Source organism: Pseudomonas sp. No.117, from assembly GCF_054558395.1.
This window is the reverse complement of sequence record NZ_BAAJNP010000009.1, coordinates 180,618-199,744: the sequence shown is the minus strand read 5'-3', so window position 1 is coordinate 199,744 and position 19,127 is coordinate 180,618. Positions and strand designations below refer to the sequence as shown.

The window sequence follows — 19,127 nt, the reverse complement described above, 5'->3', positions numbered from 1 at the left end:
GGCAAAGATAAAGCTATGCTCGGTTATCCCCGGTATAAGCGAAACCTTGGCATGGCCGACCTCAATCTCACCCAGCTGCAGACCTTCGTCCAAGTAGTGGCCACCGGCAGCTTTTCCGCCGCGGCCGACCGCCTGGGCCTGAGCCAGCCGGCGGTCAGCCTGCAGATCCGCCAGCTGGAGCGGCGCCTGGGGCTCAAGCTGCTGGAGCGTCTCGGCCGCAGCCTCAAGCCCACCGCCGCCGGCAGTCTGCTGCTCGACCACGCCGCGCGCATCCAGGCCGAGGTGGACCTGGCGCTGCAGGCACTGGCCAGCCATGGCGAGACGGTCACCGGGCAGGTCGCCATTGGCACCGGGGCGACCGCCTGCATCCATCTGCTGCCACCCTTGCTCGGCCAGTTGCGCCAGCGCTTGCCACAGCTGGACGTGCGGGTCAGCACCGGCAACACCCTGGACGTGCTGCGCGCGGTGGAGGACAACCGCCTCGACCTGGGCCTGGTCACCCTGCCGGCCAGCGGGCGCAACCTGCAGGTGGAGCCGCTGCTGGAGGATGCCTTCGTCGCCCTGCTGCCGCCGGCCAGTCCGCTGCCGCAGCGCCCGCTCGCGCCGGCGGACTTGGCCGAGACGCCGCTGCTGGCCTTCGAGACCGGCAGCAGCACCCGGCTGCTGATCGACGACTGGTTCCGCCGCGCCGGCCAGGCCAGCCGCCCGGTGATGGAGCTGGGCAGCATCGAGGCGCTCAAGGAACTGGTGGCCGCCGGCCTCGGCTACAGCCTGGTGCCCGGCATCGCCGTGGCCACCGCGCATCATCGCCGCGGCCTGCGCGTCCAGCCCCTCGAACCGCCCCTGGCGCGCATCCTGGCCCTGGTGCTACGCCGCGACAAACCCCTGAGTCGTGCCCTGCAGCAGGTGCTGGAGGCACTGCGCCAGCTACGCGGTTGATCGGCGCTCGACCCTGGCTTACCATCCAATGATTCAACGATCCTTGTACTATCGAATCATGCATGAAGAACTCGCCGTTTCCGCCCTCGCCGCCCTCGCCCATGCCCAGCGCCTGCGGGTCTTCCGCGCCCTGGTGGTTGCTGGCGCGGACGGCCTCCTGCCCAGCCAGTTGGCCGACCAGCTCGAGGTGGCGCGCAGCAACCTGTCCTTCCACCTTAAGGAGCTGGCCACCGCCGGCCTCGTCACCGTGGAGCAACAGGGGCGCAACCTCATCTATCGCGCGGCCTACGACCAGATGAACGCCCTGCTCGGCTATCTCACCGAGCACTGCTGCGCCGGCATCGACTGTGCGGTCACCACCACCCCTCGCTGCCCATGCTGATCCCCGACAACCGCCCCGCCACCGACCGCCAGCACCTGAACTCGCCATGACTACCACGCCCGCCAGCCCACCGCCCGCTGCCCCCATGAACGCCTTCGAACGCTACCTGAGCCTCTGGGTCGCACTCTGCATCCTCATCGGGATCGCCCTCGGCCAGTGGGCCCCTGACGTCTTCCGCGGCATCGGTCGGCTCGAGGTGGCCCAGGTCAACCTGCCGGTCGGCCTGCTGATCTGGGTCATGATCGTGCCCATGCTGCTCAAGGTGGATTTCGGCGCCCTCGGCCAGGTACGCCAGCATTGGCGCGGGATCGGCGTCACCCTGGTCGTCAACTGGGCGGTCAAGCCCTTTTCCATGGCGCTGCTGGCCTGGTTGTTCATTCGCCAGCTGTTCGCTCCCTGGCTGCCGACGAATCAGCTGGACAGCTACATCGCCGGCCTCATCCTGCTGGCCGCGGCGCCCTGCACGGCCATGGTCTTCGTCTGGAGCCGGCTCACCCAGGGCGACCCGCTGTTCACCCTGTCCCAGGTCGCGCTGAACGATACCCTTATGGTGTTCGCCTTCGCCCCCATCGTCGGCCTGCTGCTGGGGCTGTCGTCCATCGCGGTGCCCTGGGCCACCCTGCTGCTCTCGGTGATCCTCTACCTGGTGCTGCCGGTGATCCTCGCCCAGCTCTGGCGCCGCGCCCTGCTGCGCCGCGGCCAGGCGGCCTTCGACCGAACCCTGGCGCGCCTGGGACCACTGTCGATGGCGGCCCTGCTGGCCACCCTGGTGCTGCTGTTCGCCTTCCAGGGTGAGGCCATCCTGGCCCAGCCGCTGGTGATCGCCCTGCTGGCCGTGCCCATCCTGATCCAGGTACTGTTCAATTCGGCGCTGGCCTACTGGCTGAATCGCCTGGTGGGCGAGAGCCACAACGTGGCCTGCCCCTCGGCGCTGATCGGCGCCAGCAATTTCTTCGAGCTGGCGGTGGCCGCCGCCATCAGCCTGTTCGGCTTCCACTCCGGCGCCGCCCTGGCGACCGTGGTGGGCGTCCTCATCGAAGTCCCGCTGATGCTGCTGGTCGTGCGCCTGGTGAACGGCTCGCGCGCCTGGTACGAACGCGGTTCCCCTGCCCTCCGTCGAGACCGTCCATGAGCAGCGCCATCACGATCTACCACAACCCCGCCTGCGGCACCTCGCGCAACACCCTGGGCCTGATCCGCAACAGCGGCGTCGAGCCGCAGGTCATCCACTACCTGGAGACCCCGCCCGACCGGGCGCACCTGGAACGGCTGATCGCCGCCCTGGGCCTCCCGGTGCGCGACCTGCTGCGCCAGCAGGGCACGCCCTATGCCGAGCTAGGGCTGGACGATCCGCAACTGAGCGATGCCGAGCTGATCGCCGCCATGCTGCGCCATCCGATCCTGATCAACCGACCCATCGTGGTGACGCCCCTGGGCACCCGCCTGTGCCGGCCTTCGGAGCGGGTGCTGGAGATCCTGCCCGATCCCCAGCGCGGGCCCTTCGTCAAGGAAGACGGCGAGGTGGTGGTCCCTCCCACCGCGCCCCTCGACTGAGCGAGCCGTCATGCGCGAAACCGTCCGTGGCCAGGACAGCCCCTGGCAGGTCTTCCTGATCTTCCTGCGCCTGGGCTGCACCAGCTTCGGCGGTCCCATCGCCCATCTCGGCTATTTCCGCCAGGCCTTCGTCGCCCGCCGCGGCTGGCTGGACGAGCCCGCCTATGCCGAACTGGTCGCCCTCTGCCAGCTGCTACCCGGCCCCACCAGCAGCCAGGTGGGCATGGCCCTCGGCCTGCAGCGCTCCGGCGGCTGGGGGATGCTGGCGGCCTGGCTCGGCTTCACCCTGCCCTCGGCGCTGCTGCTGATCCTCTTCGCCCTGGGCCTGGCCCGCTATCCGCAGGTGGCCGCTTCGGGAGCGGTACAGGGCCTCAAGGTCTTCGCCGTGGCGGTGGTGGCCCAGGCGGTCTGGAGCATGGGCCGCACCCTATGCCCGGATGCCCGCCGCCGCAGCCTCGCCCTCGTCGCCGCCGGCCTGGCGCTCTGGCTGCCCGGCGCCCTCGGCCAGTTGTTCGGGCTAGGCCTTGCCGCCCTGGTCGGCCGCCTGGCCCTGGCGCCTGCCGCCGCGCCCCAGGCTCCGCCTCTGCAACCAGGGCTGTCGCGGCGCCTGGGCGCCCTGGCGCTGCTGCTGTTCGTCCTGCCGCTGTTGCTCCTGCCGGCCTGGACCGCCGTCAACGGCGCCCCAGGAACCACCCTGGCGGAGGGCGTCTATCGCGCCGGCGCCCTGGTCTTCGGCGGTGGCCATGTGGTGCTGCCATTGCTGCAGGCGGTGGTGGTGCCCGCCGGCCTGATCAGCGATAGCCAGGTCATGGCCGGCTATGGTCTCGCCCAGGCGGTACCTGGGCCGCTCTTCACCTTCGCCGCCTACCTCGGCGCCCTGGTGCCCACGGCGCTACCTGCCTGGCTGAACGGCCTGCTCTGGACCCTGCTGATCTTCCTCCCCGGCGCCCTCGTACTGCTCGCTGCCCTGCCCTTCTGGCAGACCCTGAGCCGGCACCCCGGCTGGCAACGTGCCCTCACCGGACTCAACGCCGGCGTGGTCGGCCTCCTGCTCGCGGCGCTCTACGATCCGGTCTGGACGGGCGCCATCCACAGCGGCGCCGACCTGGCCCTGGCGCTGCTCGCCCTGGGCCTCCTGCTGCGGACCAAGGGCTCGCCCTTACCGGTCGCGCTGCTCGTCGTCCTGATCGCTTGGGCATTGAACTTTTAGCGCACTACCGTTTGGCGGCAGGCCGCTAGTGGCCCGATGAAATTGCGGCGTGGTTCGCTGTAGACCTGTGGAAAGCTTGGCACTGTCAGCGCGACGCTCGGCTGTCCAGACGGCCCGCCCTCTGCGAGCCTGTCCAGCGAGCGCTCGGCCTGCATGCATTAAGGATGACCGCCATGACCTCTAAGAAACAGCCACTGGACTCCGATCAACCCCTCTTCACCCAGACCCTTGCCAAGGCGTCCCTGGCGGCCACGCCCGTCAAGCCCGCCGGCACCGTCGATGGCGTCTCCTACTACGCCTTCCAGAGCCAACCGCGCCTCACGCTCGACATCAACAGCGCGCCCGAGCAAGTCGCCTTCGCCAAGACCTTCGATGCCAAGGGCCCCCACTACGCGGCCGCCTCGACCCTGAACGAGCTGACCCTGACCGGCCACTACGAAGGCCAGATCACCCGCCTCGACGGCCATACCCGTGGCGCGACCGTCAGCGACCACAGCCTCGACTCCTCCATCACCAAGCTCACCGTCAGTCTCAGCGACACCCCGGACAACCAGTTCCACGAAGGTGACCTCATCACCCTGAACAACTTCGACGGCCTGCAGACCTTCGACGGCTCCAAGTCCACCGCCGGCCTGTCGATCGACTTCATCAACGACTACACCCATGACGTCAGCTATGCCAGCCAGAGCGCCTTCCTCAAGAGCGTGACCACCGGTAGCGGCAGCGACCTGATCCAGATCAGCACCATCGCCGCTCCGGAACTGGACAGCGTCGCCTCCCTCGCCCATTCCCGGGTCAAGGCCATCACCGTCGATACCGGCGCCGGTGGCGACCAGATCGGCGCCCATATCCAGCAGGCCGACGTCGTCATCAACGCCGGCGCCGGCAACGACTACGTGGACCTGCTGTTCACCAAAGGCGTGGCCGCCCACAACGCCAACCTGAGCGGCAGCCTTGGCCATGGCGCCACCGTCACCCTGGGCGAGGGTCGCGACTCCCTGACCGTCGACCCCAGCCTGGTCAACTTCGACGGCAGCAGCGCCGCTGCCGCCAATCGTTCCCTGGCGGCCAACCACGTGACGGTGACCGACTACAGCGCCAAGGACGACCAGATCGTCTTCGGCTTCTCGCTGTTCGTCGATTCCGCGGTCACCACCGTGGCCGATGCCGCCCTCAAGGGCACGACCAGCCTCTATGGCGCCCTGCAGAAGGTCGTCCAGACCACCACCGGCGAGGCCCACGCCGCGGTCTTCCACTATGGCCAGGACACCTACGTCTTCCACGACGGCAGCGAGCGCGGCCAGATCGATACCTCGGACTCCCTCATCCAGCTGGTGGGCGTGCACGACCTGAACGACGTCGCCGGCACCGTGGCCGCCGGCGAGCGCGGCATCGGCAACTGGGGTTGACCTCTCCCGCCGGAACCCTGCCACCGGCGGCAGGGTTCCGGCGCGCTAGCGCAGCTCTAGTCGCGACGGGGTCGGGCCTACCGCTGGCGCCTGTCCCTGGCACTTGTCCGCGTGCCTCGGGGTCTGTCTAGCGAGACCCCTCCACTCGAACACGAGGAACGCGCGATGAAGATCCTGATGGTCCTGACCTCCCACGACCAGCTCGGCGACACCGGCAAGAAAACCGGCTTCTGGCTGGAAGAATTCGCCGCCCCCTACTATGTCTTCAAGGATGCCGGCGCCGAGATCACCCTGGCCTCCCCGGCTGGCGGCCAACCCCCACTGGACCCCAAGAGCGACGCCCCCGACGCCCAGACCGAGTCCACCGAACGCTTCAAGAACGACCCCGAGGCGCAACAGGCGCTGGCCAACACCGTCAAGCTCGCCGAGGTGCAGGCCGACGACTACGACGGCCTCTTCTACCCCGGCGGCCACGGCCCCCTCTGGGACCTCGCCGAATCCCGTGACTCCATCGCCCTGCTGGAAGCCTTCGCCCAGTCCGGCAAACCCTTCGGCCTGGTCTGCCACGCCCCCGGCGTGCTGCGCCACGTCAAGGCCACCGACAGCACGCCCCTGGTCAAGGGCCGCACCGTCACCGGCTTCACCAACAGCGAAGAAGCCGCCGTGCAACTCACCGACGTGGTGCCCTTCCTGGTAGAAGACGAACTCAAGAAACTCGGCGCCCACTACGAGAAAGGCCCCGACTGGGGAAGCTATGTGGTCGAAGACGGCAACCTGGTCACCGGCCAGAATCCCGCCAGCTCGGAAGATGCGGCGGATGCGTTGTTGGCTAAGCTGGGCTGAGGGGTTTGGATATGAAAAAGCCCGCCGAATGGTGGGCTTTTTCATGCGCCCCGCCAACCCCTGCGCACGGCAGTTTTCCGCATTGCCCTCGGCCCTGCTGCCAGGTGCCACCAGTCGCAAAGACTGCAGAAATCCAGGCGCCTGCCGACAGCCTCTCATTAGCACAGCCTTAACGCTGCGCCGCCCAGGCTGGAAAGGATATTCCGTGCAATCGATTACCTGGCCGTATTTTCAGAGCCTTGCCTGATGAAGAGAATCCTGCTCGGCATGTGCGCCCTGATGTCCGTGCCCAGGGACAATCCTGGCCTGGTCAAGGCGCAATACCTCGCGCTGTCTCGCCAGCTGCCGATGATGTACTTCATCCTGCTGACCAACACCCTGTTGCTGGCCGGCACCCACTATGTCGTCGCACCACGCTGGCTGGTGCTCTACTGCCCGTTGCTCATGACGCTGTTCGGCGTGGTCCGGGCGGCCGAGTGGGTCCGCACGCGCAATCAGCAGCGCAGCCCAACGCAGATGCTCGCGGCCCTGAAGCGCACCAACCGGCTGGCACGCTTTGCTTATCAACGAAGACCTTGATTTGCCAACCCCTAAAAAACCAAAAGCACGTAGCATCGTTTTCTCGCTATGTGTCTGAGATTCAAGACTCGCTACTAGAAACTCTTGTTGGTGGCATCTGATAGAAATCAATGCTCATGCAGTGTCGTTTTGATATCACAACTATGGACAGGTGGTCGCCTCTATGGAAAATGGCTTGAGACGGCTACCCCGTCAGGCGCGCAGTTCTATACTCTAGATAACAGATCAAGCTTTTTTAGAACGAGTCAGATCCATACCGACATCGTGCTCACGAAGGCATCGTTGGCATTGCTGCGGTGCTAGAAATAGCCCATTCCGGCATGGTGGCGTCAAGTCAAGGAGTAAGAATTTGACGACTGTTAATTTCCAGTTTCGCAGCGATGAAGAAGACCGTAAGCTGCGAGAAGAGAACCAAAATAGCCCCGAGCTCTTTGCGTTTGACTGCGGCCAATTGCCCTTCGAGCGAATGGGGGATGCTCATTTTGAGCTGCTCCTGGCAGATCTTTACGCCGCGCGAGCAGCGGATGGTCTGGAGGACTGGTATGACAAAGCGCGGCGTCTAAATGACGGGGCTGATCAAGGGCGCGACGTCATCTTGCTGGATGATGGTCGCTCTGTTGGCGTGATTCAATGCAAGCGCTATAACGGTATTGTTTCTTTGCCCATGGTCATTCAGGAAATCTGTAAATTCTTTCTCTACGCGACCGTTAAACCTGAAATCGCATCAGCCCCAGGTGAGCCATTCCGCTACTACGTTGCAGTATCTGATCGGGCGACCGGTAAACTTTTTGAGTTCTTGGAAGGTAGTGGACGACAACGCTTTGTAGACCTCAGAGGAGACTTTGAGGAAAAGGCACTGGCCGCACGCAAGGCATCCGCCACCCTAAGAAACCATGTAGCCCTGAAGAATCTGACTCAAGAGGAGCTGTGTGATTTGATCTGGGCCAGGATCGACAATTTACATACTGGCCTACACAAAAAAGACGACCTTTCACGAATGGTGGGTGCTTACCCACAGATCAAGTCGACCTACTTCAAACTCGATTCAGATTTGACAAAAATCGCAAATGAGCTGAAAGCATTTCTGCAATCGCGTAACCTCATAGTCAGTAAGGAGGACGAGGAGCTTATCTCTGGAATCCGTACTGAGTATATAAAGTTGAAACTGGGTCGCAATCAGCGATTTAACTTAGGGCTCTTACAAGGCGTAGAGCTGCTGCCTTTCATGCGAACTATGCTTCTGCCTAAAAAAGGAACTCTGTTCAACAACTTCGGCTCGCTTCCCGTAATTTTTACCGGCGGAGCCGAAGTAGCAGATCCAAGCGACTGGGCAGAACTTCACCATTTAGTTGAGACCTACAATAGCCAGATAGTTGTGTTCGTAGGTTGTGGCAGCGTGAGTGGGGATCAGCTCGCCGCCTGGAAAGCCTCAGACGAAATGACTTGGATCGACCCCGCATGGGATCCGGCTCCGCTACAGCGTTACAGAGCAGGCTGGTGTTGGGTCAAAGATCCCACAGAAGGTATTTTTAATTGCTATGTGCTCGTAGAGAACGAGACAGGCCTAGCGGAATACGGTCACGGAGAGCTGTCGCTTCGTCTAGCATTTGAAGATGTGGTCGTATGGCCGACCTTGGGTAACGACTTTACAAACCCGATTTCAAATGCCAGGTCTCAACTACGACGAATAATGGCTAGCCAGAGAGAGGACAGCTCGCAGCGACCCAATTTTGTCCTTGCGTCTATCAGCGTCACCAGCCTTGAGAAAGTATTAACCTCAGTGTCAGATCACTACGGGCAGCGAAGACACTCGACCATTGCCACTGTGATGGCCAACAGTAACCTTATCGAGGCGTGTCCTACCGAGCTTTACAGTGCTACTGGCATCTTCCCGGCGATTGACCTTGAGTTCGCAACTCGACCTACCCCTGCAACCGTTAATCCGCCTGGACGTGTTATGCGTCGGAGCACCAGTGGTGCTCTTACGTTCACAATCGACTGGACTGCAGATCTGACCCTGACTGCTGTAAAGGCGCATCGCTTAGTTGAGGGGACAGTAACAGACGATATGCAACCAATGTCGCTTGAGTTTCATGAGCTTTTTGATCGGTATCCTCCATTCCCGAACTACCTACCTGCAGTGAGAACAGAACTGGACCTGCTCAATAGCTTAGTGCAAAGCACGGGCTTACCCGACTGCAAGGGGTTCACCTACCGGACATGGTTTGGTGTCAAAGCGGGAGAAGATTTTCCGCTGGAAATGTTATGCGCATCTGGTGAATGCGTTATGAGAACTGTTCAGGCGCTGAGTTACCTTAATGTACCGCCCGCGAGCCAGTGGGGCTGCTCTCCCGATCTACTAGGGCATATTCGGCATGACGACCCTGTGCATGGTGAGGTTAATCTAATGGCTTGGTCGAATAGAAACTATCACGTCAGGCAGATGGAAGGCGATCTTTTCGACTGGGCTCGCCAGCCGACTGTACATCCCAGCCTAATCGTTTTCGCTCAGGGAAGAGGGAATGTTACTGACAAAAAACCTAGCGCTGGACGATACGACTACACCAGCTCGCCTGCTCTCAAGGGTTCAATCACCGAACCCGCAATTATAAGAAACGTTTATATGTTCAGCTTGGGCGATATTGAGTCAGTGTATGACGACCCGTTGGCCCCTACACCTGTTCAATTTATGGAAGATATATTTATCCGAAAGGAGAAGTTAGATGCTCAATGAATTAGTTGAAATCATTGGGCGTCGAGCTGAGGATGCTGGCTTCGCCAGAATCTCTACTTTACAGTATCTATCAGACGCGAATCAAAACTGGCAGGAGGGTGCGCTAGATAATGAGTTAGGGTATTGGGAGTCGTCCTTCGCCTCTATTCTACTAGTCGATATAACTAGTAATACCGCTGCCGATGCAATGCGTCAGGCGAAGATTGCGGAGACGTTCTTGGATGCCGCAATTGTCCAGCGGGAGCGGTCAGTCTCTGTCATTGATGGCTACCTTGTAATCGCAGCCACCAAAGTGAACGATCAGTTCAAAGCATTCATCTTGGATATCGAAAGAGATATAAGATTTGTCAGGAAGCATGTAGTCACTTGGGGACCTGATCGTTGGGAGCGTTGTGAGCGAATCACTCCATTAGCTCTTGAGCGTGTTAAAGACCAAGGAGACGCGGCAGTCTTTTCGTCCGATAACGCAGACTATCTTCAGCTTGTAGAGATGCTGGCCGAGACAGGCAGTCAAGAGCTTGCCAAAATTCATGGTAAGGAATGGAATCTAAATGAATAATCTACCAGTTAAATTTCTCGTCGTTACTATTCAAAATTTTCGGGGCATACCAGATGAATTAGTAGTACCGCTGGATGCCCCGTTAACCGTCATCCATGCAGCCAACGGAACAGGCAAAAGCACGATATGTTACGCCTTAGAATGGTTAATCACCGGCAAGGTGGCAGACCTGAACGGGGTAGATCTAGAGTGCCAATGGGGTAAAGGTGTTACTTTAGTTTCTGCAAAATGCTTGATTGACAATAAGCCTAATGTACTTACTCGAACCAAAAGCTCATTGTGGATGGCGGAAGGTGGCGGAAGTAAGAAGAAAATCAGTGATGATTTTTTGTTGGAGATGCTTACACCTACAACCATCTCGGGAAAAAGCACTATCGCACTGCGAAGGGCAAAACGTGGGTGGCTACGCAATAGCCGATGGCTTTATTCAAACTCTCTAGCCTTATTGATTGACAACAATAAGGCCGAAGAGCGCCAACAAATTTTTGCAGACATTCTTGGCTTCGGTCACCTCACTAGCACCTTACGAGATTTACGCGATTACAAGAAAGCACTTCCCAACACAAGAGGACTATCGGAAAAAGTTACTCGATTGAATACAGAGATTGAGATTTTAAAAAAATCGATAGCTATAAACTCTCCAGCTAAGAATATTGCTTTAATTAATCTTGAAACTATCTTTAAAGCGTTACCACCTGTGGTTGAAGGAAGCATTTCTGAGCAGCTAGAGGCAGCTCAACTACGTGTCAAAGTGCTCAATCGAAAGCAGCATCGAGAGATGAGCACTCTGAAAACATTGCATGAACAGTGGCCGCAGTATCACAACTCTTTGCAGCAGATTCAGAGCCTCCGTCAGTCAGTTGATGCTGCGACACAACAACAGAAACAAGCTAGCGAAGATCAGGTTCTCCGGGCATCCGAGCTATCTGAGGCTCAACAGAAACTCTCTGATGCCGAGCGATCAATTAAATGGGCTAATGAAAGCCTATTAATCCTGTACGACTGGCAGTCAGTTAGTACTGCTCCGGGTGTTGAAGAATATTTTCAAAACACTAACACGAGTCAACTTGAGCTTACGGCAAATTTTGCAGAGCTGAATTGGGATTCAGACCATCAAGAACAATGGAAAGAAGCTATTTTTTTACTATCCACAAACTTTCAAAGAATTATGGAGCTGGATCGTCAAAAAAATGATTTAACGGCATTTCCTGTCGCGCCTGCGACAAACTATGACGAAAAAGTACGACTTTCCGATGCAGCGAAAAATATGCGCATACGGGCAGAAGCGGACTTTGATGCGCTCTCTAACATTTTAGGCAAGCTAAGGGCTATCGGCAGTGAAATTGCTCATAGTCATGATGATACCCACTGCCCGCTCTGCAATTATGATTGGCTAACGACGCATAAGCTTCGGCAAGAAATTTCTTCAAACACGGAAGCACTTGCGCCTGGCCTTGATGCGGTCGCTGATGCGCTTACACAGGCTCGTCAAAAAGAGCAGGAGGCCATCAATACGTTGGCTCTAGCGACGTCCCAGAAATCAGCGCATGACTCTTATTTGTCTCGCTACGACTCCATCAACCAAGAGCTACAATCTTTCGCGAAAAGGACTAAATACTTCCAAATCATGGGTGTTCAGGACTTTTCCGGAATGAGCCTAGCAGGTCTTGCCAACCTGAAAAGCAGAATAAACTCTGCAATTAATACAAGGAGAATTCTGACAAAACTTGCAGAGATCGAAAAGTTCTTCGGCAATACTCCTGTGAACAGTGCATCAGCACGCGTATCCAATGCCGCCGAACACTTGGAAAGATACAAGAAGCACTTTCAGGATCAATTTAACCAGTACGAACCACTAAGAGCTCGTCTTAATATTGTTGCGCATGGGCTCTTACAAACCATTCAATCTAAAGCAAGCGAAATCGCTGCTGTTAACACAAGTATCGCGGCTGCAACAGCAATTACCAGCAGCTTCGAATCCTACTGGCGCGAGCTTTTTGGCAATCAACCCGTTTTAATTGAATCTTACGAACTAATGCGTCGACAGCTGGAGCAACGAGAAAATGAAATAATCCATCACTCCAAGATGCTAGACGAATGCGAAGCTGTAGTAAGTGCAGATACCGATTCGATAAAATTAAGGACGCTTGAGCAAGAATTGACTGATTTGACCAGCAAGCTTAAAATCGGCATAGATTACATCACTAAAGCAGATCAGGCGATTGAGCAATATTCGTTACATGTGAAACAGTTTACCGCTTCTAGCCTCAAACCTCTGCTAAGCCCTGCAGCCGAGCTGTTTTCAAGAATGCATGCCAACGAAGTCTACAAAGGCCTAGGCGTATCAGGAGGCGAAGATGCGTTGAAGTGGACAGTTTTCGCTGAAGGCCATGAGTCCGCCCTGGACGCGGAAGGAAAGCTGAGCCAAGGGCAGCGGCAAGATCTAGCGTTGTCGCTGTACTTAGCAAGAGCGCGAAATACTGGAGGAAGCTTCTTCCTCGACGAGCCTATAGCACATTTGGATGACCTTAATCGAGTGGCGATGCTGGATATCTTCCGACTCGCAGCGACCTCTATGCCTTCCATGAACTTGATATTGACCACTGCTAGTGACTCTCTAGCACGGCACATGGCTCAAAAATTTTCAAGCATTACCGACAGACACCTATTAAACATGATTCATTTGGAGGGGAACCCCAGGAATGGAGTGAAGATGGCTATTCATCGAAATGTAGCTTTATCTAGCCACCCTAAATAGACCAAGATAACTGAGTTATCTGCGGCTTCGTGGGCGCCTTCATACATCGTCATCAAGCTCTCGTAGACGTTAGTGCGCATCCCCTTTAGATACAGATAACAGGAAAATTTTCGGTTCAAGCAAATGCGAGCGTTGAACCGGATTTCAAGGCCTAGCCCCCCAAACGTCAGCACTAACGCTTTCGAGCGAGCACAACATCGTTCATTTCCATAAGCAACTGCCTATTACTTTTAAATTTGGCCGTCACTCTCTAAATTTTGATAAGCTTGCTCCCTATCTTTTTTCCTTGAAAGCATGAACGACAACAAGCCTGCGATAGTTCCCAGGCTTACCGAGGTCAACGACCGCCTTCAGATCGAGACTGAGCGATTTGTATGGTTGAAAGCTTTTCCTCGATGTTGAGCCGAATCTGCCTGACACTAAAAAGCCAAAAGCCCGCAATTGCGCGGGCTTTTGGCTTTTTCTGCTAGACGTACCGGTCTATGCCGGCCGCGGGATCACTCCCATTCAATCGTCGCCGGCGGCTTACTCGAGACGTCGTAGGTGACGCGGGAGATGCCGTCGATTTCGTTGATGATGCGGTTGGAGACCTTTTCCAGCAGCTCGTAGGGCAGATGGGCCCAGCGGGCGGTCATGAAGTCGATGGTTTCCACCGCGCGCAGGGCGACGACCCAGGCGTAGCGGCGGCCGTCGCCGACCACGCCGACGGATTTTACCGGCTGGAAGACGACGAAGGCCTGGCTGACCTTGTGGTACCAGTCGGCCTTGCGCAGTTCGCTGATGAAGATGTCGTCGGCGCGGCGCAGCAGGTCGGCGTATTCCTTCTTCACTTCGCCGAGGATGCGCACGCCCAGGCCCGGGCCCGGGAAGGGGTGGCGATAGACCATGTCGTAGGGCAGGCCCAGTTCCAGGCCGATCTTGCGCACCTCGTCCTTGAACAGCTCACGCAGCGGCTCGACCAGCTTGAGGTTCATCTCCTCGGGCAGGCCGCCGACGTTGTGGTGGGACTTGATGACGTGGGCCTTGCCGGTCTTGGCGCCGGCCGACTCGATGACGTCGGGGTAGATGGTGCCCTGGGCCAGGAACTTGATGTTGTCGAGCTTGCTGGCTTCGGCGTCGAAGACGTCGATGAAGGTGCGGCCGATGATCTTGCGCTTCTTCTCCGGGTCGGCCTCGCCTTCCAGGTTGGTCAGGAAGCGCTGCTCGGAATTGGCGCGGATCACCTTGACGCCCATGTTCTCGGCGAACATGGCCATCACCTGGTCACCCTCGTGCAGGCGCAGCAGGCCGTTGTCGACGAAGACGCAGGTCAGTTGGTCGCCGATGGCCTTGTGCAGCAGCGCCGCGACCACCGAGGAGTCGACACCGCCGGAGAGGCCCAGCAGCACGTTGGCGCTGCCGACCTGGGCGCGCACCTGGGCGATGGCGTCCTCGACGATGTTGGCCGGGGTCCAGAGGGCTTCGCAGCCGCAGATATCCTTGAGGAAGCGCGAGAGGATGCGCCCGCCCTGCTTGGTGTGGGTCACCTCGGGGTGGAACTGCACGCCGTACCAGCCGCGCTCGTCGTCGCCCATGGCGGCGATGGCGCAGCTGGGGGTGCTGGCAACCACGTGGAAGCCGTCCGGCAGCTTGCCGACCTTGTCGCCGTGGCTCATCCAGACGTCCAGGCCGAGCACGCCGTCGTCGTCGATATGGTCTTCGATGCCCTGCAGCAGGCGGCTCTTGCCGACCACATCGACCTTGGCATAGCCGAATTCGCGGATATTGGAGCCTTCGACCTTGCCGCCGAGCTGTTCGGCCATGGTCTGCATGCCGTAGCAGATACCCAGCAGCGGGACGCCCAGGTCGAACACCGCCTTGGGTGCGCGGGGGCTGCCAGCCTCATGGACCGACTCGGGACCACCGGCGAGGATGATGCCGCGCGGAGCGAAGGCGCGGATGTCGGCGTCGTCCATGTCGAAGGGGTGCAGTTCGCAGTAGACGCCCAGTTCGCGCACGCGGCGGGCGATGAGCTGGGTGTACTGGGAGCCGAAGTCGAGGATGAGGATGCGGTGGGCGTGGATGTCTTGGGACATGGCCAGGTCTCGGTGAGCGCTAGGTTCAGACGATTCGGGGCTGTCTAGACAGCCCCGAAGCGCAACGTAGAAGTACAAACGGTTCAGGAATCAACCCACGCGGTAGTTGGGCGCTTCCTTGGTGATCTGCACGTCGTGGACGTGGGACTCGGCCATGCCGGCGCCGGTGATGCGCACGAACTGCGGCTTGGTGCGCATCTGCTCGACGGTGGCGCACCCGGTGTAGCCCATGGAGGCACGCAGGCCGCCCATCAGCTGGTGGATGATCGCCGCCAGCGGGCCCTTGTAGGGGACGCGGCCTTCGATGCCTTCCGGTACCAGCTTCTCGGCGCCGGAGGCGGAGTCCTGGAAGTAGCGGTCGCTGGAGCCCTGGGTCTGGGACATGGCGCCCAGGGAGCCCATGCCGCGGTAGGACTTGTAGGAGCGACCCTGGAACAGCTCGACCTCGCCCGGGGCCTCTTCGGTACCGGCGAACATGGAACCCATCATCACGCAGTAGCCACCGGCGACGATGGCCTTGGACAGGTCACCGGAGAAGCGGATGCCACCGTCGGCGATCAGCGGCACGCCGGTGCCTTCGAGGGCGGCGGCGACGTTGGCGATGGCGGAGATCTGCGGCACGCCGACACCGGCGACGATGCGGGTGGTGCAGATGGAGCCCGGGCCGATGCCGACCTTGACCGCGTCGGCGCCGGCGTCAGCCAGGGCCTTGGCGGCTTCGGCGGTGGCGATGTTGCCACCGATCACCTGGACCTGCGGGTAGGTTTCCTTGACCCAGCGTACCCGGTCGATCACGCCCTTGGAGTGGCCATGGGCGGTGTCGACGACGATGACGTCGACGCCAGCGGCGACCAGGGCAGCGACCCGCTCGGGGGTCTCGGCGCCGGTACCGACGGCCGCGCCGACGCGCAGGCTACCGGCGTCGTCCTTGCTGGCGTTGGGGTAGGCCTTGGCCTTTTCGATGTCCTTGACGGTCATCATGCCCTTGAGGGCGAAGGCCTCGTCGACGATCAGCACCTTCTCGATGCGGTGCTTGTGCAGCAGCTCGCGGACTTCCTGCTTGTCGGCGCCTTCGCGCACGGTGACCAGGCGATCCTTGGGGGTCATGACTTCGCGCACCGGCACGTCGAGACGGGTCTCGAAGCGCACGTCGCGGGAGGTGACGATGCCCACCAGGTCACGGCCGGACAGCACCGGTACGCCGGAGATGTTGTGCTGACGGGTCAGGTCGAACAGATCGCGCACGCTGGCGTCGGCGTCGATGGTGATGGGGTCCTTCACCACGCCGGCCTCGAAGCGCTTGACCTTGCGGACTTCCGCGGCCTGCTGCTCGACGGTCATGTTCTTGTGGATGATGCCGATGCCACCTTCCTGGGCCATGGCGATGGCCAGGCGGGACTCGGTCACGGTGTCCATGGCGGCGGACACCAGGGGAATGTTCAGCTCGATGCCACGGGTCAGGCGGGTCTTGAGACTGACGTCCTTCGGCAGGACATCCGAATAGCCGGGGATGAGGAGTACGTCGTCGAACGTCAGGGCTTCTTGGCTGATGCGCAGCATGGCGGGGGCTCCCGGGCGGGAAAAATAAGGAGCGCGACATTATACCTGCGCTTGGGGATGGGCGGCAACGCGCCAGGGCATCAACGGCGGGTAAATCGATTTACTTGAGAATGACTATCAACATAGAATCGCCGCCATCCTATCCAGCCCCCTCCGAGACCGCCCTTGAACACCCAGCCCAGAGCCCTGCGCCGTTTCGCTCCCTTCGCCTTCAGCACCCTGGCCCTGGCGACCAGTTCGGGGCTGCTGGCGGCGGAGAACACCACCCTCGCGCCCATGGACATCTCCACCACGGCCACCGAGGCGGACGAAGGCTATCGGGCGGCCACCGCGTCCACCGCGAGCAAGAGCGACGTGCCGCTCAAGGAAGAGGCCCAGTCGGTGCAGACCGTCACCCCCCAGCTGATCCAGGACTACGAGGTGCGGTCCCTGGACGATGCCTCGAAATTCGTCAGTGGCGTCACCCAGAGCAACACCCTGGCCGGCACCAAGGACGCCTTCGTCAAGCGCGGTTTCGGCACCAACGCCGATGGCTCCATCTTCCGCGATGGCGTGCGCTCGAACCTGTCGCACAACTTCGATGCCACCGCCGAGCGCGTCGAGGTGCTCAAGGGCCCGGCCTCCCTGCTCTATGGCGCCCTCGAACCGGGCGGGCTGATCAATGTGGTCAGCAAGCAGCCGCAATATCAGCAGCGCACCACCCTGAGCGGCTCGGCCTACAGCGAAGGCGGCGGCAACCTGGGCCTGGACACCACCGGCCCTATTGGCGATACCGGCCTGGCCTATCGCCTGGTCGCCGAGCGCCAGAGCGAGGACTACTGGCGCAACTATGGCGTGGACCAGCACACCCTGGTGGCACCGTCGCTGTCCTGGACCGGCGAGCGCGCCAGCCTGACCCTGGCCTACTCCTACAACGACTACACCGGCCCGGTGGACCGCGGCACGGTATTCGTCAACGGCCATCCCGCTCATATCGATTACGACAAGCGGCTGGACGAGAAATGGGCCAAGACCAATGGCATCACCGAAACCGCCAGTGCGCGCTACGAGTACCAGCTCAGTGACGACTGGAAGACCCGCCTGACCTACGCCTGGAACAATGATCGCTACAGCCTGGACTTCGCCCAGCCGGTGTCCCTGGCCGCCAATGGCAATCTGCTGCGGGTCGCCAACGGCGCCGACTACGACTATGAGACGACGTACGCGAGCTGGGACTTCATCGGTCGCCAGGACCTGCTGGGCCAACGCCATGACCTGCTGGTTGGGGTCGACCACGAGGACAACGATCAGTACCGCGGCAACACCTACCGCAACAACAATGCGTCGCGTCGTAACATCAATATCAACTCCCCGGTATACGGCAACTTGGCGCGGCCGAGTCTGCTGAGCGCGACCCAGAGCAACCAGGACAGCAGCCTGGAATCCACCTCGCTGTACTTCAAGGACAACTGGCACCTGAACGACCGCTGGATCCTGGTACTCGGTGGCCGCTATCAAACCTTCGATCAGTACAGCGACCAGGGCCTGGGCAACAGCCACGTGGTCAATCTGGATAAACGCGATCACACCGCCGTGCCCCTCGCCGGCCTCGTGTTCCAGGCCACCGACACCCTGTCGCTGTATGGCAACTACAGCCGCTCCTTCGTGCCGAACACCACCGTGGACGACCGCGGCAACACCTTCGATCCCGAAGAAGGTCGCAGCTTCGAGGTCGGTGCCAAGTACGACCTGACGCCCGGCCTGAATCTGAACGTGGCGCTCTACGACATCGAGAAGAAAAATGTGGTGACCACCAGCACCGTGGGCGGGGTGAGCGTGAGCGAAGCCGCCGGCAAGGTAGGGTCACGCGGCCTGGAGGTGGACCTGACCGGTCACCTGGCCGAGCGCTGGGACATGATCGCCACCTACGCCTACGACCACACCGAGATCCTCGACGACCCGAGCAACGAGGGCAATCGCCTGACCCAGGCACCCAAGCACAGCGGCAGTCTCTATCTGACCCACCACCTGCTGGTACCCTCCAACCTCGGCGGCTGGCATGTCGGCGGCGGCGCGCGCTACGTCGGCGAGCGGGCCGGCGACAACGCCAACAGCTTCTACATGAGCAGCTACACCGTGGCCGACGCCTTCCTGCGCTGGGATCTGCCGGTGACCGGCTACCAGACGCGGCTGCAGCTGAACGTGGACAACCTCTTCGACAAGCAGTACTACCCGTCGAGCGCCAATAGTCCGCTGCAGGTGGCGGTGGGTGAGCCGCGGACGGCGCGGCTGAGTGCCTCGGTGAGTTTCTAAGCCAGCGGCCTGCCCTCACCCCAGCCCTCTCCCGGGGGGGAGAGGGGGCGGATCGCTACGTGCAACCCAGTGGAAAACGCTTCGCGGTTTTCCACGCTACGCCCAAAGTTGCATCGCCTGTAGGAGCGGCCCATGGCCGCGATCCGCTAGCAGCCTGCGCTCACACCGAAGGGAGAGGGAACGGCCCGGCGTCCGTAGCGGGTGCCAGGCCCGTAGCGATGCTCTATCCTAGC

General features: G+C 60.3%; 14 protein-coding genes. 12 read left to right on the top strand and 2 right to left on the bottom strand.

Going from position 1 to position 19,127, the window contains the following annotated elements:
• Positions 1-51: 51 nt before the first annotated feature.
• The 11 genes from ACYJP6_RS21885 (at position 52) to ACYJP6_RS21835 (ending at position 12,967) form a co-directional block, all read left to right on the top strand.
• Entirely contained in the window at positions 52-939 is an 888-nt protein-coding gene (locus ACYJP6_RS21885) for a LysR family transcriptional regulator (RefSeq protein WP_459477801.1), read from the top strand.
• Positions 940-997: 58 nt separating this feature from the next.
• Positions 998-1,321, top strand: a complete 324-nt coding sequence (locus ACYJP6_RS21880) for an ArsR/SmtB family transcription factor (protein ID WP_459477799.1) — start codon at positions 998-1,000, stop codon at positions 1,319-1,321.
• 85 nt (positions 1,322-1,406) lie between these two features.
• Positions 1,407-2,453 carry an ACR3 family arsenite efflux transporter gene (arsB, locus tag ACYJP6_RS21875; RefSeq protein WP_459478066.1) on the top strand — a complete coding sequence of 349 codons (1,047 nt, stop codon included), beginning with the start codon at positions 1,407-1,409 and terminating at the stop codon, positions 2,451-2,453.
• Positions 2,450-2,875 (top strand): arsenate reductase (glutaredoxin), encoded by a 426-nt coding sequence (arsC, locus tag ACYJP6_RS21870; RefSeq protein ID WP_459477797.1) that lies wholly within the window; start codon positions 2,450-2,452, stop codon positions 2,873-2,875. The genes arsB and arsC overlap by 4 nt, the downstream gene beginning before the upstream one ends.
• Positions 2,876-2,885: 10 nt before the next feature.
• Entirely contained in the window at positions 2,886-4,085 is a 1,200-nt protein-coding gene (gene chrA, locus ACYJP6_RS21865; protein WP_459477795.1) for a chromate efflux transporter, read from the top strand.
• A gap of 173 nt (positions 4,086-4,258) precedes the next feature.
• A complete protein-coding gene (locus ACYJP6_RS21860; RefSeq protein ID WP_459477793.1) occupies positions 4,259-5,494 on the top strand; it encodes a hypothetical protein in 1,236 nt (411 codons plus the stop codon).
• Positions 5,495-5,659: 165 nt separating this feature from the next.
• Positions 5,660-6,337 carry a type 1 glutamine amidotransferase domain-containing protein gene (locus ACYJP6_RS21855; RefSeq protein WP_459477791.1) on the top strand — a complete coding sequence of 226 codons (678 nt, stop codon included), beginning with the start codon at positions 5,660-5,662 and terminating at the stop codon, positions 6,335-6,337.
• 246 nt (positions 6,338-6,583) lie between these two features.
• Entirely contained in the window at positions 6,584-6,916 is a 333-nt protein-coding gene (locus ACYJP6_RS21850) for a hypothetical protein (protein WP_459477789.1), read from the top strand.
• 349 nt (positions 6,917-7,265) lie between these two features.
• A complete protein-coding gene (locus tag ACYJP6_RS21845) occupies positions 7,266-9,650 on the top strand; it encodes an ABC-three component system protein (protein WP_459477787.1) in 2,385 nt (794 codons plus the stop codon).
• On the top strand, positions 9,640-10,209 hold the full coding sequence (locus tag ACYJP6_RS21840; RefSeq protein WP_459477785.1) for a hypothetical protein: 570 nt from the start codon (positions 9,640-9,642) through the stop codon (positions 10,207-10,209). Before ACYJP6_RS21845 ends, ACYJP6_RS21840 begins: the two co-directional genes overlap by 11 nt.
• A complete protein-coding gene (locus tag ACYJP6_RS21835) occupies positions 10,202-12,967 on the top strand; it encodes an AAA family ATPase (RefSeq protein WP_459477784.1) in 2,766 nt (921 codons plus the stop codon). Before ACYJP6_RS21840 ends, ACYJP6_RS21835 begins: the two co-directional genes overlap by 8 nt.
• 497 nt (positions 12,968-13,464) lie before the next feature.
• On the opposite strand, the gene guaA is transcribed toward ACYJP6_RS21835, so the two are convergent.
• Together guaA and guaB are read right to left on the bottom strand one after the other, a co-directional pair.
• Positions 13,465-15,042 (bottom strand): glutamine-hydrolyzing GMP synthase, encoded by a 1,578-nt coding sequence (gene guaA / locus ACYJP6_RS21830; protein ID WP_459477782.1) that lies wholly within the window; start codon positions 15,040-15,042, stop codon positions 13,465-13,467.
• A 90-nt stretch (positions 15,043-15,132) separates the two neighbouring features.
• On the bottom strand, positions 15,133-16,602 hold the full coding sequence (guaB, locus tag ACYJP6_RS21825; RefSeq protein WP_145009214.1) for an IMP dehydrogenase: 1,470 nt from the start codon (positions 16,600-16,602) through the stop codon (positions 15,133-15,135).
• Positions 16,603-16,878: 276 nt separating this feature from the next.
• On the opposite strand from guaB, the gene ACYJP6_RS21820 reads away from it, so the two are divergent.
• A complete protein-coding gene (locus tag ACYJP6_RS21820) occupies positions 16,879-18,894 on the top strand; it encodes a TonB-dependent siderophore receptor (protein WP_459478064.1) in 2,016 nt (671 codons plus the stop codon).
• The last annotated feature ends 233 nt before the right edge of the window (positions 18,895-19,127 follow it).

Coding starts and splice junctions, on each gene's coding strand:
- ACYJP6_RS21885 (WP_459477801.1), top strand. CDS start 52: ATGGCCGACCTCAATCTCACCCAGCTGCAGACCTTCGTCCAAGTAGTG.
- ACYJP6_RS21880 (WP_459477799.1), top strand. CDS start 998: ATGCATGAAGAACTCGCCGTTTCCGCCCTCGCCGCCCTCGCCCATGCC.
- arsB (WP_459478066.1), top strand. CDS start 1,407: ATGAACGCCTTCGAACGCTACCTGAGCCTCTGGGTCGCACTCTGCATC.
- arsC (WP_459477797.1), top strand. CDS start 2,450: ATGAGCAGCGCCATCACGATCTACCACAACCCCGCCTGCGGCACCTCG.
- chrA (WP_459477795.1), top strand. CDS start 2,886: ATGCGCGAAACCGTCCGTGGCCAGGACAGCCCCTGGCAGGTCTTCCTG.
- ACYJP6_RS21860 (WP_459477793.1), top strand. CDS start 4,259: ATGACCTCTAAGAAACAGCCACTGGACTCCGATCAACCCCTCTTCACC.
- ACYJP6_RS21855 (WP_459477791.1), top strand. CDS start 5,660: ATGAAGATCCTGATGGTCCTGACCTCCCACGACCAGCTCGGCGACACC.
- ACYJP6_RS21850 (WP_459477789.1), top strand. CDS start 6,584: ATGAAGAGAATCCTGCTCGGCATGTGCGCCCTGATGTCCGTGCCCAGG.
- ACYJP6_RS21840 (WP_459477785.1), top strand. CDS start 9,640: ATGCTCAATGAATTAGTTGAAATCATTGGGCGTCGAGCTGAGGATGCT.
- ACYJP6_RS21835 (WP_459477784.1), top strand. CDS start 10,202: ATGAATAATCTACCAGTTAAATTTCTCGTCGTTACTATTCAAAATTTT.
- guaA (WP_459477782.1), bottom strand. CDS start 15,042: ATGTCCCAAGACATCCACGCCCACCGCATCCTCATCCTCGACTTCGGC.
- guaB (WP_145009214.1), bottom strand. CDS start 16,602: ATGCTGCGCATCAGCCAAGAAGCCCTGACGTTCGACGACGTACTCCTC.
- ACYJP6_RS21820 (WP_459478064.1), top strand. CDS start 16,879: ATGGACATCTCCACCACGGCCACCGAGGCGGACGAAGGCTATCGGGCG.